This window comes from Flavisolibacter ginsengiterrae DSM 18136 (assembly GCF_059568575.1).
This window is the reverse complement of record NZ_JCANTR010000002.1, coordinates 220,525-239,095: the sequence shown is the minus strand read 5'-3', so window position 1 is coordinate 239,095 and position 18,571 is coordinate 220,525. Positions and strand designations below refer to the sequence as shown.

At 42.4% G+C, this 18,571-nt stretch carries 13 protein-coding genes; 6 read left to right on the top strand and 7 right to left on the bottom strand.

Annotated features, from left to right (window positions below):
• Positions 1-23: 23 nt before the first annotated feature.
• The 3 genes from BP74_RS02910 to BP74_RS02900 all read right to left on the bottom strand — a co-directional run bounded on the left by BP74_RS02910 (position 24) and on the right by BP74_RS02900 (position 6,635).
• A complete protein-coding gene (locus BP74_RS02910; protein ID WP_496370894.1) occupies positions 24-2,723 on the bottom strand; it encodes a valine--tRNA ligase in 2,700 nt (899 codons plus the stop codon).
• A 108-nt stretch (positions 2,724-2,831) separates the two neighbouring features.
• Positions 2,832-3,479 carry a response regulator gene (locus tag BP74_RS02905; protein WP_072833400.1) on the bottom strand — a complete coding sequence of 216 codons (648 nt, stop codon included), beginning with the start codon at positions 3,477-3,479 and terminating at the stop codon, positions 2,832-2,834.
• A 6-nt stretch (positions 3,480-3,485) separates the two neighbouring features.
• The gene (locus tag BP74_RS02900; protein WP_496370892.1) at positions 3,486-6,635 is read right to left on the bottom strand and encodes a PAS domain S-box protein; all 3,150 of its coding nucleotides are present in this window, start codon (positions 6,633-6,635) and stop codon (positions 3,486-3,488) included.
• Between the two features lie 170 nt (positions 6,636-6,805).
• Here BP74_RS02900 and BP74_RS02895 point away from each other — a divergent pair, with 170 nt between their 5' ends.
• Positions 6,806-7,537 (top strand): esterase family protein, encoded by a 732-nt coding sequence (locus BP74_RS02895; RefSeq protein ID WP_496370890.1) that lies wholly within the window; start codon positions 6,806-6,808, stop codon positions 7,535-7,537.
• A gap of 12 nt (positions 7,538-7,549) precedes the next feature.
• On the opposite strand, the gene BP74_RS02890 is transcribed toward BP74_RS02895, so the two are convergent.
• The 4 genes from BP74_RS02890 to BP74_RS02875 form a co-directional block, all read right to left on the bottom strand.
• On the bottom strand, positions 7,550-7,843 hold the full coding sequence (locus BP74_RS02890) for an ATP-dependent Clp protease adaptor ClpS (protein WP_496370888.1): 294 nt from the start codon (positions 7,841-7,843) through the stop codon (positions 7,550-7,552).
• Positions 7,844-7,975: 132 nt separating this feature from the next.
• Positions 7,976-8,455, bottom strand: coding sequence for a nucleoside deaminase (locus BP74_RS02885; RefSeq protein ID WP_496370886.1), 480 nt, complete (start codon positions 8,453-8,455; stop codon positions 7,976-7,978).
• Positions 8,456-8,497: 42 nt separating this feature from the next.
• Positions 8,498-9,823 (bottom strand): sensor histidine kinase, encoded by a 1,326-nt coding sequence (locus BP74_RS02880; protein WP_496370884.1) that lies wholly within the window; start codon positions 9,821-9,823, stop codon positions 8,498-8,500.
• 55 nt (positions 9,824-9,878) lie between these two features.
• Positions 9,879-11,237 carry a sigma-54-dependent transcriptional regulator gene (locus tag BP74_RS02875; RefSeq protein WP_496370882.1) on the bottom strand — a complete coding sequence of 453 codons (1,359 nt, stop codon included), beginning with the start codon at positions 11,235-11,237 and terminating at the stop codon, positions 9,879-9,881.
• A 297-nt stretch (positions 11,238-11,534) separates the two neighbouring features.
• On the opposite strand from BP74_RS02875, the gene BP74_RS02870 reads away from it, so the two are divergent.
• The 5 genes from BP74_RS02870 to BP74_RS02850 are packed head-to-tail and all read left to right on the top strand — an operon-like array spanning position 11,535 to position 18,521.
• Positions 11,535-12,788: an efflux RND transporter periplasmic adaptor subunit gene (locus BP74_RS02870; protein ID WP_496370880.1), complete on the top strand. Its 1,254-nt coding sequence runs from the start codon at positions 11,535-11,537 to the stop codon at positions 12,786-12,788.
• Between the two features lie 39 nt (positions 12,789-12,827).
• Positions 12,828-12,980, top strand: coding sequence for a hypothetical protein (locus tag BP74_RS02865; RefSeq protein WP_496370878.1), 153 nt, complete (start codon positions 12,828-12,830; stop codon positions 12,978-12,980).
• A gap of 26 nt (positions 12,981-13,006) precedes the next feature.
• On the top strand, positions 13,007-13,684 hold the full coding sequence (locus BP74_RS02860) for an ABC transporter ATP-binding protein (RefSeq protein ID WP_072833603.1): 678 nt from the start codon (positions 13,007-13,009) through the stop codon (positions 13,682-13,684).
• Between the two features lie 45 nt (positions 13,685-13,729).
• Positions 13,730-16,090, top strand: a complete 2,361-nt coding sequence (locus BP74_RS02855) for an FtsX-like permease family protein (protein ID WP_496370875.1) — start codon at positions 13,730-13,732, stop codon at positions 16,088-16,090.
• A gap of 10 nt (positions 16,091-16,100) precedes the next feature.
• Positions 16,101-18,521 carry an ABC transporter permease gene (locus tag BP74_RS02850; protein ID WP_496370873.1) on the top strand — a complete coding sequence of 807 codons (2,421 nt, stop codon included), beginning with the start codon at positions 16,101-16,103 and terminating at the stop codon, positions 18,519-18,521.
• The last annotated feature ends 50 nt before the right edge of the window (positions 18,522-18,571 follow it).

Below are 18,571 nucleotides of genomic sequence, written 5' to 3'. Positions count from 1 at the left end.
AATCTTTATTCAAACAGAGTGAATCAGGATCCGCCTAATGAAGCCAGGCTTTCCTCGATGGCTTTGATCTTATCTTCAGCGTCAGCTTTCTTCTTTCTCTCCACTTCTACTACCTCTGGTTTTGCATTCTGCACAAAGCGCTCATTGCCTAACTTTTTTTCTACTGAAACCAGGAACCCCCTGAGGTAATCCAGGTCTTTCAATAACTGTTCTTTTTGAGCTGCAGGATCTATTTCAGTTTCTGTTTCCAGGTAAAATTTATCGGTTCCTACCACTGCGGTAATGGCATTGGCAACATTTTCGCTGGTAAAAATGATTGCTCCTGCGTTCACCTGTCTTGAAAGTATATGCTGCACCCATTGATAGCTGGCATTGTCTGCTGTTTGAATATGCAGGTTCACTGTCTCTTTCGGTTTGATATTATTCCTGGCCCTTGTATCCCTGATAGCTGTAATGGTTTCCTTGAGCAAATTTCCGAGTTGAAGCAGCTGTTTATCCTGCAACGTGGTGCTCCTGGCATGAGCCGTTCCCACTTCACCTATTTGTTTGTTGGTAAGATCATCACCCTCCGTGCGCCCGCGTAACTGGTGGTAAATTTCTTCTGTAACAAAAGGCATAAAGGGGTGCAGCAGCTGAACCAGTTGTTCAAAAAAGTCAATGGTTGATTCGAGCAGGTAATGATCTATCTTTTCTCCGTAAGGTGGTTTCACCCACTCGAGGTACCAGCTGCAGAAATCATCCCATATAAGCGAATAGATAGTTTTTAAGGCTTCGCTTAAGCGGAATTCTTTATAAAGGACTTTCAATTGTTCGCGCACTTCCGCCAGCCTTGTTGAAAACCAATGGGCAGCAAGCGTAGTTTTTTCAAAGGCTTCACCGGTAGTCTCAGTTTTAGTGGCGCCATTGGATTCCCACATCTTAACCAGCTTGAGGGCGTTCCAGATTTTGTTGTTGAAATTGCGTCCTTGTTCGCAGCTGCTGTCATCAAAAAGCAGGTCATTGCCGGCAGGGGAAGAGATCAATATGCCAAAGCGGACAGCATCAGCACCAAAGCGGGTGATGAGATCGAGCAGGTCGGGCGAATTACCCAGGCTTTTGCTCATTTTTCTTCCCTGCTTATCTCTTACCATGCCTGTGAAGTACACATCATCAAATGGTTTTTGATCCATGTATTCCTCGCCTGCCATGATCATGCGGGCTACCCAGAAAAAGATGATATCCTGACCGGTTACTAATACTGATGTAGGATAGTAATAATTAATATCTGGATTGTTCGGTTGTGTGATACCGTTAAATACTTCAATGGGCCATAGCCAGGAAGAAAACCAGGTATCGAGTACATCTTCATCCTGCACGAGTTCACCTTTTTCCAGGGAAATATGATGTGTTGAAGCAAAAAGCTGGCGTGCTGCCTCTTCTGTTTCGGCAACTATGAAGCGTCCCTCTTTATCATACCAGGCCGGTATGCGCTGTCCCCACCAAAGTTGACGGCTGATGCACCAGTCCTTTACATTTTCCAGCCAATATTTATAGGTGGCCAGGAAACGCTCTTCTGGGTGGATCTTCACTTCACCACTGGCCACAGCCTGCAAGGCTTTATCTGCAAGACCGCGCATTTTTACAAACCACTGGGTAGAGATACGGGGTTCCACCACAACATTGGTGCGTTGCGAAAAACCAAGGCGTGTCTGGTATTCTTCTTCTTTCAGTAACAAGCCCTCATCCTTCAATTGTTTTATAGAAGCTTTTCTTGCTTCGAAGCGGTCCATGCCTACGAATACTTCGGCGGCAGCGCTAAGTGTTCCGTTAGGATTTAAAGTATCAATGGCAGGAAGGTTATGCTTCAATCCCAGGTTATAGTCATTGATATCATGTGCCGGTGTTACTTTTAAAGCACCAGTTCCAAAAGCAGGATCTACATATTCGTCAAATATGAGGGGCACTTCGCGGTTCACCAGGGGAACAATGATCTTCTTTCCTTTCAGATGCCGGTAGCGCTCATCATTAGGATTTACACAAACAGCGGTATCGCCCATTATGGTCTCGGGTCTCTGTGTTGCTATGACAATATATTCTTCTTCCTGGCTTTCGTTTTCGGATTTCACCCTGTACTTTACGTAATACAACTTACCCTGTATATCCTTGTATTCCACTTCTTCATCACTAAGGGCTGTTTCGGCTGCAGGGTCCCAGTTGATCATGCGGGCTCCCCGGTAGATCATCCCTTTATTATAGAGGTCTATGAAAACCTTGATTACAGCTTTGTAATAATGCGGGTCCATGGTAAATGTGACACGATCCCAATCTACACTGCAACCCAGTTTCTTTATCTGGTGATAAATGATGCCCCCGTATTTTTCTTTCCATTCAAAAGCATGATCCAGGAAGGTTTCCCTGGTGAGTTCATGTTTGGAAATGCCTTTTTCTTTTTCAAGCATTTGTACCACCTTAGCTTCTGTAGCTATGGACGCATGGTCACTGCCAGGTACCCAGCAGGCATTGAACCCATTCATCCTGGCATTGCGCACCAGCACATCCTGCACGGTTTCATTCAAGGTATGTCCCATGTGTAACACACCAGTAACATTGGGAGGAGGAATAACTACCGTAAAAGATGGTCTTTCATCCGGTGTGCTTTTAAAGTATCCCTTGTTCATCCAATGCTGGTACCAGTTCTCCTCAACGGGTCCGGGCTCAAAATTCTTAGATAAGGTCGTGCTCATGCTTATAAATAAAATTGGTGTGCAAATTTAGCATCTGCACACCAATTAAGACAATGTGAAATATAAGGTTGAAACTGGCCTGGTGAATTGCCGAAAACTGTTTATCCTTTAATTTTCGAATTCGAGCTGGCTGTTGTTGATAAAGTTTACCAATGCAGCTGCATTCTTCAGGTTCAGTTTTTTCAGTATGTTGTACCGGTGTACTTCCACGGTCTTTACAGAAATGTTTAATGAGTCGGCAATTTCTTTGGAAGAGTGCCCTTTTTTGATAAAGGCTATGATCTCTATTTCCCTTTGAGACAGTGAGTTTAAACCATTCTGGTTGTCTTCTCCGCTGATGACCTGCTCAGACAGGATGTTTTTGATCTCATCGCAGATATACTTACGGCCATTCTGAATTTCCATGATGGCTTTAAACATTTCTTCGCGGGAAGAATTTTTGGTCACATAACCCATGGCGCCCTTCTGGATCATTTTGCGGGCGTAGGTAGGTTGGGTATGTAGAGATACACCTAATATTTTCGAAACAGGTGAGTATTTACGGATCAACTGGGTTGCTTCAATACCGTTCATGCCAGGCAGGTTGATATCCATAATGACAACCTGTGGTCTCAGTTGTTTGGCCAGTTCCACGGCATCCTCGCCACTTCCGCTTTCAGCAATTACTTTAAAGCGTGGGTCGGTGTTTAAAATAAAGCTCCAGGTCTCTCTCACGAGTGTGTGGTCATCTGCAATGAGAATAGTGATCTTTTCCATAGTTAGTTAGGATATGCTATTTTGTTTAAAAGGGAAATTGATAATTATTTTTGATCCCTTAGACGGAGCACTCTCAATATTGTGTGTTCCATTAATAAGGTAAATACGGTTTTGAATATTTTTAAGTCCGGCCCCTTTCTTAACTTTCTGAATATTAAATCCTATCCCGTTGTCTTCAATAATTACTTCTACAAGGGAAGCATTATATAATATCTTAATACTCACCTTACTTGCTTTTGCGTGCTTTATGGCATTATTAAGAGCTTCCTGTATAATCCTGAAGATGGTAAGCTTTTGATTTTTATCTAATAGATCCTCAATTTCTGGCTTCGCCTGCAAACTTACATGAAGTTTACGGGTGAGGTTGATATTTTCGATGAGATCGTTGATAGAGTCTATCAAGCCCAGATCGCCAATGCTGGGGTTCATTAAGGACCGGGAAAGCTGCCTGATCTCATTAATTACATTTATAATATTTTTATTGGCTTTCAATACCATGTCATCCTTTAATTCCGGGTTGCTGATAGCAAGGTCAAGGTATAATTTGGTAGTAGTCAGCACCTGGTTCACATTATCATGTAGTTCCTTACCTATCTCGCTTCTTTCCTGTTCCTGGGTTTCAATGGTAGCCTGGTTGATGGCTTTCTGGTATTCCAGTTCATTATTCAGCAGTTCCCGTTCCAGCCTTTTCCTTTCAGATACATCCTGGGCAGCCCCGATCATCCGTATCGGCTTGCCTTCCGCATTTCGGATGATAATACCCCTGTCATACACATGGGTATAGGATCCATCATCTCGCCTGAACCGGTACTCGACATCAAAATTATTTTCATGAACCGCATTAAGGATCCGTGAAATGACTGATTTTACCTTTTGGGTGTCACCCGGATGGAGGCGTTTCATCCAATTGGATATTTTTTCAATACCCATGTTATCCTTAGTGCCAAAGACTTTTTTCAAACCTACAGGATCCCGGTACACCAGGTTTGTTTCCAGGTTCCAATCCCATATAAGATCATGGGTAGCCTTCATCATGATATCAAAACGTTCGTTGGCCAGCCTGATCTCTTGTAATGACCAGCGGTTCTCCATTACGATCCTTAAAATATTCCGCAGGCGTTCCACTGTGGCCAGCTCGTTATTGTCGGGTGTCTGCACCGTTTTATGATAAATGGCAAAACTTCCCAGTACTTTTCCTGAACTGTGAATAATAGGAAGTGACCAGCAGGCTTTTAAGCCAAAGCTGGCAGCTATATGTTTATATTTTGTCCAAAGCGGATCTTTATCTATATCAGAAGTAATGACTGGTTTTTTAAGGTACATGGCCGTGCCGCAACTACCTTCAGCGGGCCCGATATGCTGGCCATTGATAGCTGACCCATATTCTTGCGGAAGACCTGGAGCAGCCAGGTGTTCCATAACATGGTCATTCTTTAACAAGATGACTGAAGCAAGGGATTCCGAATGGATTTCTTCGATACCTTTTAAAAGGGTGTTTACCACTTCCTTTAGTTCAATATCCGGGTTGGCTGAAAGTTCAAGTATCGATCTTTCAAGGGATAATAATTGTTCATGGAACTTTCTTTCAGAAATATCCTGAAGGGAACCGATCATCCGAAGGGCTTTGCCTTCCCTGTTCCTTACTATAAATCCTCTTTCCAATACATAGCTGTACTTACCGTCTGCACGCTTTAAACGGTATTCCTGGTTCCAAATCTTTTTCCGGGGATGAGCCAGTGTATCTTCCAGGCTTTGAATTGTTTTTTGACTTTCGGAAGGATGTAATAATTGTTTCCAGACCTCAATAGTAACTTCTGCAGGTTGGTAACCAAAAAGTGACTGAAGGCTGTCACTCCAGTATAATTCACCCGCCAGCAGGTCCCATTCATATATCGCATCAGAAGCAGCACGGCTGGCCAGTTGAAAGCGTACATTGCTTTTCTTCAATTCTCCTTCTATGCGTTTTTTTTCGGTGATATCCTGCAGTGCACCCGTTACCTTAATGGCATTACCCTTTTCATCCCTGACAATAACTGCTTTATCGTTTACATACGCATAACTTCCATCTGATTTCAGGTACCGGTATTCATATTCCCATCGTTCTGTCCTGGGATCATCAATGGCTTGCTGGTAAGACTTTATTGTCTCCTCCTGGTCATCCGGGTGGATATAATCGTACCATTCATCAAACTTCCTGAATTCGTCTGCCTTCCAGCCCATCATGTCTGTATAAGTGGAGCTGATATAGGCTTCCTTGGTGATTACATCCCATTCCCAAAGTGCTTCCGATGAAGCTTTGGCTGCCAGCCGAAATCGTTCATTGCTTTTACGCAATTCAATTTCAGTAACTACTTTAGGCGTCACATCATGGGCCACTACCAGGTTGGCTTCCTTTCCCTGGTAGCTAATGGAATTAATGCGCAGGTCAACGAAGATGGTACGTCCATCTTTTAATTTGTGTTGCCAGTTATTTAAGGAATAGGTTTTTTGTGTTCTGTTATTATTGATCCTGCTATTTAGTTTATCTATATTTTCTTCTGCCTGGATATCAAAAATGGTTAATTGCATGAATTCTTCCCTGGTATAACCATAGTGTTTAATAGCGGCTTCATTCACTTCCAGGAATCTTTGCGTTTCAAAATCATAGATCCAGCAGGGAAGGGGATTGCTTTCAAATAAAGTCCTGTATTGTTGTTCTGAAAACCTGAGGCTTTCCTTGATTTTTAATTGCTCCAGATCAGCCAGTTTTTTTCCTGTTATATTCCTTGTACTTACCAATACACCAATGATCTCTTTTTTTTCATTTTTTGCCGGTTTAAAATAGCTTTCAAAGTAATTGATAGAGCCATTTACAGGAACCTCAATTTCAGTCCATCGCTCTTTTCCATTTAATACGTCCCTATAGACTCCCTCAACAAAGCTTCGTCGTTTCAATGGCACCAGTTCCAGTATAGACATGCCGGGACGAACACTGTATCCCAGGTATTGCTTTACCATACCCTTTGTTGCCTCACTGCAAAGAACTATTTTCAATTCTTTATCAATGAGAAAAAATATATCATCCAGGTTATTAATAATTAACTGTAAGGCAATTTCCTCCGGGAGAGGACTACCTGTTGTAAGTGAGGAAGCATCTTTGTGGGGCTGATCTTGCATGCTGTTGCTATATCGCTAAGTGAAAATACTGATTAGGTTTTTAAAGCTCCCAACTTATTGTTTAATATTTAAAATATGCAAAAAAACAGGGTTTTGGTCTTCTGCATTGTTATTATTGTATCTTAATTCTTTGATCCATATCATTTACTCATTTTGTACATAACTTCTTCATGGAAAGACAGATTACATCCTGGTATAGCCCGAGACTTTATAAAGACATGCCCGTAGCCGTTTACGGGCACTATGGATTTGCTTTATTGCTGGTTCCAACTGCTGCGGCAGATTACCTTGAGTATGAAAGGTTTCAATTGATAGATGCCCTTTCCCCCTTTATAAATGAAGGCAAGGTCAAGGTTTTTTCCATCAACAGCATTAACAATGAAAGCTGGATGAATAACCATATGGACCCGCGCCATAAGATCATTCGTCATCAGCAATTCAACGAATATGTGTACCAGGAAGTATTGCCATTTGTCAGAACACATACAAGTCCTGAAACGCCGGTTATTATTTGCGGGGCTTCATTTGGAGCCTTGCACAGTATGAATCTTTTCCTGAAAAGGCCTGATCTGCTCAATGGCGTGATAGCCCTGAGTGGCGTTTACGATCTTACGGAGTATACAAAAGGGTACTATGACGAAGATGTGTACTTTAATAGTCCTCAGCACTATATTCCTAACCTGACTGATCATTCTATCCTGGAACAGGTTCGGAAAAGTCAGCACATTCATATTTTCAGTGGTAGCGGGGCTTATGAAGATCCCAATGCCAGCCGGAGCTTTGCCTCTCTACTTTATAATAAGGGCATCAATTATGAACTGGATATATGGGGATCGGAATGGCCGCATGACTGGAATACCTGGCGTACCGTATTACCCCATTACTTAGGCACCCGTTTCTGATTTTATAGATAACTATGCAGGAACTATCTCAAGGGTGGCACCGATTCCCCTGTCTGTAATCGCATCACACATGGGTTTGAGATTCTCGTAAGAACCATGCTTAACAGCATATTTGCCTTTATAATGGATGATATAGGCACATTGTTCTGCCTGTTCATAGCTATGGTCACAGACCTCCATTAAGGATTCGATCACCCATTCAAAAGTGTTTACTTCATCATTCCACACGATCAAATGAAATGGGTCCGTCGTATCCACCAGAACATCATCCATTTCAAAAGGTGATATCTTTTCAGAACCTTTCATGGTACAAAGTTAATTAACCGGGAAGAATGCTAAAACCAGTACTTCATTTATTCCTGTAATCAGGAAGCAATTTTCACAAACTGTACGTAAGAGGTAGGATCTAAACAATTACCTCGGAAATCGCTTCATTTTTCAATATTCAGTTTTCTGCTCCGTTTCGGACCATTTTTTGAAAGCTTCCAATGCTTCATTCCTTAAAAGCTGGCGGGTGAAAAGTGTCCGTTTTTCCAACGGCTTTTCCAATTCCTCATAGATAAATTTGTCATCAAAATTAATGGCAGCCGCATCGTTTTTGGTATTGGCATAATAAAGCTTGTCAAGCCTGGCCCAGTAAATAGCACCGAGGCACATAGGGCAGGGTTCACAACTGGCGTAGATCTCGCATCCGGTCAACTGGAAAGTTTGCAGGTTTTCACAAGCCTGGCGTATGGCTACCACCTCGGCATGAGCGGTGGGATCATTGGTAGAGGTAACACTATTGGCGCCCCTGGCTATAATCTGCCCGTCTTTTACAATGACGGCCCCGAATGGCCCTCCATTGCAACTCTTTATGTTGGATAGGGATAATTGAATGGCTTCACGCATGAATGCTTCCTGCTGCTCTGTGTTCATTTTGCAAGAATAAGAATTAGAACGTAAACTTATTAAAGCGGGTCAAAATTGCATGGAAAAGACCGTACCCCTGCCCTCAATCGATTGAACCTGAATGGTGCCACGGTGCAGCATCACGATCTGTTTACAAAGACTCAACCCGATTCCACTTCCATTTTTTTTAGTGCTGAAAAAAGGGATAAATATCTTATCCAACACTTCTTCGGGAATACCCGGGCCATTGTCCGCTACCTTTAGGATTACCTTCTTGTTGAGGGTTTGTTCTGCAGATAGGATGATCCTCGGTTCTTCCTGGTCCTTTACTGCTTCTATAGCATTTACGATCAGGTTGATCAGCACCTGTTCAATCAGGCTCGGATCGGCTTCCAGCACCAGGTCTGTTTCTTTTAAAATAATCTCCAGGTCAATCCCCTTTTGCTCAAATGTGGGAGCCATCAGTTGGTGCAGGTTGCCAAATAGTTCCCTTATATACACCTTTTGAAGGTTGAGCTTTGTTATTTTATTCAGGTTACGGTAGGTTTCGGCAAACTTCAACAAACCTTCACTTCGTCTCTGGATGGTATCAATACCTAATTCAAGATCTTCCAAAGTATTGGTATCAGTAGAAGTAAGGCGTTTTTTCAGTGTTTCGGCCAGCGAAGAAATGGGTGCTACGGAATTCATGATCTCATGGGTCATTACACTCAGTAATTTTTGCCATGCCCGGGATTCTGTTTCATCAAGGGCTTCATTTACATTTTGAAAAGCGACCAGTTTGAACTTCTTTCCTTCTGTCTGAAAGGCTGTGGCCGACAATAAGATCTTAAAATGGGATTTTTCCAGGTGGGCCGTGGCGATCTTACTTTCCCCCGGCTTCAGAATGCTGATTTCCGTAAATAAAGTGCTATCTCTTTTTTCCAGTGAATGGATGGTTTTCAGGTAAGGCAACTGCAACATTTTCTTTAAGGATTCGTTCATCCAGACAACTTCGCCAGTTTCCATTTCGTAGGAAAGGATACCTGTATCCACCAGTTCAAGGATCTTTTGCAGGTACTGGTACTGGGTCTCTTTTTCCTTGGATATTACTTTAAAGGTGCTGTTGATCTCATTAAATCCTTTGCGCAGTGGCTGAATATCGGCGGAAGCATGCTTGACATCAAAATACCTTGAGAAGTCCCGGTAATGTACTGCTTCAACAAACTGGTTCACTTCATCATAGGTCTTTTTCTGGAATCGAAGGAATTCTATGATCTGGTAAATAACAAGTGGTGAGATGAGTGCCAGGTAAACATGCCATTGTTTTACCAGGAAAAATGAGGCAGCGGTTAAAGTGATCACCAGGAGTAAGACCCTGGATAAAATGCGCCACTGGAAATCTTTAAAGATCATAATGAATGTATAGATGGATATAGGTCCGGTAACTGGAAAAGATGATGTTTAACTATTAAATATCATATTTATTCAAGCGCCTGTATAAAGCGGTTCGTGTAATACCTAACTCTTTGGCTGCTTTGGAAATATTACCACTATGCTTTTCTATTACGCGAAGTATGGTATTTTTTTCTACCGTGCTCAAATTAGAGAACTGCACTTCCTCCGTGGCCATGGTTTGCTCAATGGGGGAGAAGATAATGTCCTTAGCCGTTAAACTATTGCCTTCTGACATGATCACTGCCCGCTCAATGGTATATTGAAGTTCTCTTACATTCCCTGGATAATTGTAGTGCATTAGTTTTTCAATGGCTTTCTCATCAAATTCCAAAGTAGGCTTCAGGTATTTATTGCTATAGATCCTGCTGAAATGTTTGGCAAGTAAAATAATGTCTTTTTCCCTGCGTCGCAGGGGTGGCACTATGATCTCTACCGTATTGATGCGGTAAATAAGATCCTTTCTAAACCTTGCTTCATTGGCCAGTTCAGAGATAGGTATATTGGTAGCGCATACCAGCCTTATATCAATAGGTATGGCCTCGTTACTTCCCAACCTTGTTACTGTTCGGTTTTGTAAAACACTCAGCAGCTTGGCCTGCTGGTGAAGGGAAATATTCCCGATCTCATCTAGAAAAAGTGTTCCTCCATTAGCCAGTTCAAACCGTCCCATCCTGTCTTCCCTTGCATCTGTAAAAGCCCCTTTTTTATGGCCAAATAATTCACTTTCAAATAGGGATTCTGTCAGTGCACCCACATCTACTTTTACAAATGGCTGTGTTGACCTGGCGGAAAAATGATGGATTGCTTTGGCTATCAGTTCCTTCCCGGTTCCATTCTCTCCCAGTATGAGAATATTGGCATCGGTGGGAGCTATTTTCTGGATCTTGTAAAAAATATCCTGCATGCACTCCGATTTTCCCAGCAACTCGGTTTCAAACAGGGAGGAGGTGGGAAGGGTTGCAGTGCCCGAGCCTTTGGTTTCCTTTCGTTTGACTGCTTCTTTAATGGTTGTGATCAGTCTTTCATTATGCCAGGGCTTTACCACGAAATCAAATGCTCCCTCTTTTAATGAGCGAATGGCCAGGTCAATATCACCATAAGCGGTGATCATGATGACTGCAGCCGCGGAGCGGAACTCTTCCTTTATCTTTTTGAGCCAGTAAATCCCTTCATTGCCTGTGTTAATGGAACTATTAAAGTTCATGTCCAGCAAGATGACATCAAATTCCTGTTTAGCTAAAATTGACCGCAGGTTCTCAGGATTTTTTTCCGTAACAATTTCTTTCACTTCCGGGCGTAATAATAAGCGTACAGCAGTCAATACATCAATATCATCATCAATTACCAGGACTGAAGCAGTTTTTAAAGACATAACTATTAGTACAATGATTTGGTAGTAGCGAAACTACAAATATGCCAGTAATGCAAGGCTTTGAAAATGAAGCCTCCATTTAAGGTGTTCAGTTGAGCGGTGTATCAAAAGCGTACACTTTCTGTACGGTAACGAACAGCTTCGTAGATTGCAAAAATTGTAACTTATTGAAAACCATAATCGTCAAACATTGGCATTGGTTTCGACTCAGTCATGTAATAAAGCAGGACCGGATATTAAGTGCCGGTGCCATTTGAAAGAACGAGTTTACATTAAAACCATAAAATCTAACGCTCAGTGGATAGAAAAATTGAAAAAAAGAAGTGGACCCAAAAAAGGATTCTCACCATTGCAGGTATTACCGGACTTGTGTTGCTTATCGCCGGCAGTCTTTATTTTACCTCAGGAAAGGCCAAGCTGAATGTAGATGCGGAACGCATTACGATCAGTGAAGTTAAAAAAGGCGCTTTCCAGGAATTCATACCTGTCAATGGAGTGGTGCTTCCGCTGACAACTATTTACCTTGATGCCATTGAAGGTGGGAGGGTAGAAGAGAAACTGGTTGATGATGGGGCTCTTGTAAAAAAAGGTCAACCTATCCTTCGCCTTTCAAATACAGATCTTGCCTTAAGCCTGGTGAACCAGCAAACCTCTGTGTACAATTTATTGACCCAGATGCAGATAGCAAGGAATGCGGCACAGCAGAATACTACAACGAAGCTGAACCAGATGACTGATGTTGATAACCAGTTGAAGGAAGCCAAAAGGATCTATGAACTGAACAAGACCTTATATGAGCAAAAGGCAATTGGTTTGCAGGAGTTCAAACAATCTGAGAATAATTATAATTACCAGCTGGAAAAGAAAGGACTCACTGAAAAGATCCTGAAGCAGGATGAATCTTCCAATGCCCAGCAGGTGTCCCAGGCCCAGCAATCCTACCTGGGATCACAGAATGCACTGAATGTAATGCGAAAGAAAGTAGGTGACCTGATCGTAAGAGCGCCCATTGATGGCCAGCTGACATCTCTGGATGCGGAAGTGGGACAGAGTAAGAATAAGGGCGAGCGCCTGGGCCAGATAGACGTATTAAGCGGCTATAAGGTACGTGTAGATGTTGACGAACATTATATCTCGCGGGTATTCATTGGCCTGATGGGTGAAACATCTTTTGCAGGCAAAAATTACAAGTTAAAGATCAATAAAGTATTTACGCAGGTAAACAGCGGCCGCTTCCAGGTTGATATGGAATTCATCGATGCAGTACCAGAAGGGATACGTCGCGGTCAAACGCTGCAAATTCGCCTGGCATTAAGCGACGAAACCCAGGCCTTGCTGCTGGCAAAGGGTGGCTTTTACCAACAAACTGGTGGGAACTGGGTTTTCAAGGTCGACAAAGATGGCAAGACCGCTTATAAAGTAGATGTGCAGCTTGGCCGGCAGAATCCAGATTACTATGAAGTGCTGAGTGGCCTGCAGCCCGGCGATAAGATCGTGACCTCCAGTTATGAGAATTATGGAAATATGCAGGAACTGGTGCTTAAAAAATAAAGTTCAAAACCAACAACACATACACGTAAACTTTCTGCCATGAAACTCTTCTTTTTAATGATCCCGCTTTTAGGTGTTCATTGTATCACAACAGCCTGTTTTCAAAAGATCAAAGAAAGAAAACCTGAGGTGAAGAAAGAAACCGTGGCCTTCCAGATCCTGCCCGGAAACCTGTTATTAAATTTCAATTAATTCCAACTGTTTATAAACAAATCAAAATGATAAAGATTAAAAACCTCGAAAAGATCTATCGCACAGAAGATGTGGAAACTGTAGCATTGAACAAACTTTCTCTTTCCGTAGCAGAGGGTGAATTTGTCGCTATCATGGGCCCTTCAGGTTGTGGCAAATCCACCTTATTAAATATCCTGGGTCTTCTTGACGATCCGGATAGCGGAAGCTTTTTGTTCAATGGAATTGAGGTAGCTGATTTTAATGAAAGAAAAAGAGCAGACCTGCGCAAAAGAAATATTGGGTTTGTATTCCAGAGTTTTAATCTTATAGATGAACTGACTGTTTTTGAAAATGTGGAACTGCCATTGATCTATTTGGGTGCAAGACCTTCTGAACGCAAACAAAGAGTGGAAGAAGTGCTGGATAAAATGCAGATCATGCACCGCCGCAACCACTACCCGCAACAACTCTCCGGTGGACAGCAACAACGTGTGGCAGTTGCCAGGGCAGTGGTGAATAACCCTAAGCTGATATTGGCTGATGAACCTACTGGTAACCTGGATTCCAGTAATGGTAACGAAGTCATGCAAATGCTGACAGACCTGAATGAACAAGGTACAACCGTAGTAATGGTAACACACTCTGAACATGATGCCCGGTATAGTCACCGTATTGTGCGCATGCTTGACGGACAGACCGTACTCGAAAATATCATGGTGTGACAAATAGCCTGATGCACAGGAGGATCTAACTACAAAACCAATTTCATGTTCACCACTTATATTAAACTTGCCTGGCGCAACCTGGTTAAGCATAAAGTTTTTTCCTTTATCAATATCGCAGGACTTACTATTGGTATGGCCTGCACCTTACTGATCCTGGTATGGGTGTATAATGAACGCTCCTGGGACCGGAATAATAAGCATTACGATACTATTTACCATGTAATGTGTAATCGTGATTTTAACGGCGAGATCAATACGGGTCAGGATATGATGTATCCATTGCCTAAGGCTGCCAAAGCAAACTTTCCTGAAATAGAACATGCAGCCATTGTATCTTTTGGAGAGACCACCTTATTCACGGCAGGGGATAAGCGAATGAATAAGGCTACTTTAACTGTATCACCCGAGTTTTTTGACATCTTTAGTTATGAACCATTGCAGGGAGATCTCTCCACTGCGGTTAAAGATGCTGATGCAGTCATCCTTACTGAATCTACCGCTAAGGCTTTGTTTGGGAATGTAAATGTGATCAACCAGCCGGTTGAGATCAACAATCATAGAACGGCCTATGTCAAGGCTGTCATTAAAGACGCACCCCGTAATTCGACCTTGCAGTTTGAAGGTATCATCCCCTTCAATCCTTCTTCTCCTGACATAGTAAAATCTGAAACCGAATGGGTGAACTGTGGCAACCGCGTGTTCTTTCAAACGCATAGCGGTACTAATATTCCTGCACTGGCTTCCAGGGTTATGAAACTGGTACAGGAACATACAGAAGGAGAGAATCCTACTACAAGGGGAAGTATTGTATTACATCCAATGAGTAAATGGAGGTTGTATGGAGATTTCAGCAATGGCGTCAATACCGGCGGCAGAATAGAATATGTTAACCTTTTCACCTGGATAGCCGTGATCATTTTGATCATAGCCTGCGTCAATTTCATGAACCTGTCTACCGCACGTTCTGAAAAAAGAGCCAAGGAAGTAGGAATTCGCAAAACCCTGGGATCAGAGCGCAAGCAATTGCTCTACCAGTTCATTTCAGAATCGCTTTTGCTTTCTGTTTTAGCATTTGTTTTGGCTGCTGCCATAGTCATTGCCCTGGTGCCAACCTTTAGCCAATTATTGAAAGAAGACCTGGTAATACCTTTTGACCAGCCTGTTACCTGGGTACTTGTTGTTGCCATGATCCTGGTCACTGGACTAGTAGCCGGTAGTTACCCTGCTTTTTATTTATCAGGGTTCAATCCCATAAAAGTATTGAAAGGAACTTTCCTGCCAGGGAAGCAGGCCTTACTGCCAAGAAAGATATTGGTGACTTTCCAGTTCATTGCTTCCATCATTTTGATATCAGCTACGGTAGTTATCTATAAACAGTTGCAATATGTAAAGGACCGGGATCTCGGATATGACCAGGATAACCTGGTTATGGTTAATTCTACCCCTGAAACGGACAAGAGTTTTGACGCGTTAAAAAACGACCTGCTGCAGACAGGACTGGTATCGTCAGTTAACCGCACTTCCAGCCCTATCACGGATATCTATATGTCCACTTCTGGCATAAGGTGGGCAGGTGCTCCTCCAAGTTCTAACCTCGTAATTGGATTCATTTTTACCAATGAAGATTTTGCACAAACCGTACGAACTAAAATACTTGATGGAAGAGACTTTCGTAGTGGCGATTCCGATGCTGTAGTTTTCAATAAAGAAGCGATCAGGCTTATGGGTTTAAAAACACCCTTGGGTACAAAGATCAACTGGGCGGGCAAGGATCGTACTATTGTTGGAGTGCTGGATGATATGGTGATCACTTCTCCCTATAAACCTGCAGATCCATTGATGCTGGTGTATGAGAACAAATGGTCCGGAAGATTAAACCTTCGTCTTGCTAAAAATGCAGACCTTAAAAACGCATTGGCGGCTGTAGAAAAGACCTATAAGAAATACAGTATTGAATATCCTTTTGAATACAAATTCATTGATGAAGAGTTTAACCAGAAGTTCATCAACGAACAATTGATTGGCAAGCTCTCTGTGATCTTTGCCGGCCTGGCTATATTCATTTGTTGCCTTGGCTTATTTGGTCTCGTGGCCTCTTCCATTGAACGCAGGCGCAAAGAAATTGGCATCCGTAAGGTACTGGGTGCTTCACTGCAACAATTACTATTGCTCATGTCAAAAGAATTTCTATGGCTGGTTGCTCTTGCCTTTGTAGTGGCTATTCCCATAGCCTGGTGGGGAATGAATAAATGGCTACAAAACTATAGTTACCGCACTGATATAAGTGTTGGGGTATTTGCCATGGTAGGCATCGTCATTCTCTTTATCGCGTTACTCACTGTAAGTCTCAATGCATCCAGGGCGGCCCTGAGCAACCCGGTCAAAACATTAAGAAGCGAATAAACATTGAACTATGTTTTATAATTATTTTAAAATAGCTTTCAGGAACCTGGTAAAATATAAGTTCATTTCCTTCATTAACCTGTTCGGGTTAACACTGGGATTAACCTGTTGCCTGCTGATCAGCACATATATCATCAATGAATTAAGTTATGACCGGTATAATACCAATACCGATCACATATTCAGGGTCGAAAGGACCTTTGTCAATCCTGAAACAGGTGCGCTTAATCTGAAGTTGGCAGCGGTGGCACCTCCTGTGGGTCCATTGCTGAAAAATGATTTCAAGGAGATCAGGCAGGTTACACGCCTGTTACAAAACAGCCCTACACCTTTCCGCTATGAAGATAAAAAGTTTAATGAGCAACATTCTTATTTCGCCGATGAACATCTGTTTGATGTGTTCAATGTGCAGGTGACAAAAGGCAATCCTGCCAAAGCATTGAACGAACCCTATTCGGTCATGCTTACAGAGGATATTGCTAAAAAATATTTTGGCAACGATGAGCCATTGAATAAGGTTCTGAGAATGAATAACCAGTTTGATTTGAAAGTTACTGGTGTTTACAAATCTTTTCCTTCTAATGCACACCTGCATCCTGAGTTGATGATCTCATTTAATTCATTAAATGACACGGCAGTGTATGGCGCGAATAACCTTGCAACCAACTGGGGCAATAATGCCTTCTTTACTTATGTTCTTTTACCGCAGGGATATGACCCCTCCAAACTGGAGGCCCAGTTACCTGCTTTTTTAAACCGCCATATTAATGACGGCGACAAGTACAAGCCTTCTCAGTATACCAGTTTGTCTTTACGTAAACTTTCTGATATCCACCTGTTGTCTCATATGGATGATGAAGCGGAAGAGAATGGGGATATTAAAAGGGTGTACGTATTCTCGGCCATAGCCCTGTTCATTCTGTTGATTGCCTGTATCAACTATATGAATCTTTCCACGGCAAGATCTGTTTTACGTGGAAAGGAAATCGGAATTCGTAAGGTGGTAGGAGCTCAGAAGAAAGAACTGGTATTACAATTCCTTTGTGAATCGGTCCTTATTTGCTGGATAGCCACCTTGTTGGCCATTCTGCTGACCAGGCTTTCACTACCGTGGTTGAATGATATTTCTGGCCAGGATCTTTCCATAAGCAGTTTGTTCAAATGGCAGTTCTTATTGCCTTTACTATCCTTACCATTTGTTATTGGTATCCTTTCGGGCATCTACCCGGCACTATTCCTTTCTTCCTTCCAGCCAATTAAGGTATTGAAAGGTATAATGAAGGTGGGAGGTCATAGCTTGTCTTTTCGCAAAGCACTGGTAGTTGTGCAGTTTTCTATTTCAATTATTCTCATTATTTGTACCACCATTGTTTTCCAGCAACTGCGTTATATGCAGCAGAAAGCCTTAGGCTTTAATAAAGATCATATTATAACACTGGCATACAATTCAGGCCTTAATGACAAGTACGAATCTTTCAAAACACAGATACTGGATAATCCTGGTATAAAAGGTGTCACCCGTTCTTCAAGGATACCCTCAGGACGTTTGCTCGATAACATGGGCGCCCAGATAAACAGGGGTGATTCATTGACTCCTGTCCAGGCGGATATAAAGTTTGTGGTGGCCGACGAGGATTTCATACCTACCTATGGCGTAGGCATGGTGCAGGGCAGAAATTTTTCCAAAAGTTATGGCATGGATACTTCGGCTTTCCTGGTGAATGAAGCTGCCGTAAAAGTATTGGGTTTGGAAACCAACGAAGAAGCCATCGGCAAACAATTTCAATATGGCAGGAAGAAAGGCCAGCTGGTAGGAGTCTTTAATGATTTTCATTTTGAATCCATGCACCAGCGTATCCTTCCCCTAATATTGTTTATTCCCCAGAATGGAAACAATTTCGGTAGGATTTCCATTAAGGTCTCAGGTAGCATTCCTGCTGCTATTGCACATATAGAATCCACATGGAAACAATTTTTGCCTGAAATACCATTTGATTATACTTTTCTCGATGAAAACTTCTCACGTTTGTACCAGTCAGAACACAGGCAGGAAAGCATCTTCACTATATTCTCTTTCATTGCCATTTTCATTGCCTGTCTTGGCCTGCTGGGATTATCAGCTTTCACTATCAGTCAAAGAATCAAGGAAATTGGAATACGCAAGGTGCTTGGGGCAACTGTGAGTACTATTGTTACACTGCTTTCAAAAGACTTCCTGAAGCTTGTGCTTATTGCAGGCATCATTGCTTTTCCTGTTGCGTGGTTTGCCATGAACAAATGGCTGGAAGATTTTGCTTACCGCATCAATATTCCATGGTGGGTGTTCCTGTTTGCAGGGTTTATGGCTGCATTGGTGGCATTTGCCACAATCGGGTTCCAGGCGGTCAAAGCTGCCAGGGCTAACCCTGTTAAAAATCTAAGAACTGAATAAAAAATTGAATGGAAAGGATTGATCAAGGAACCATCATGTAAACCAGGGAC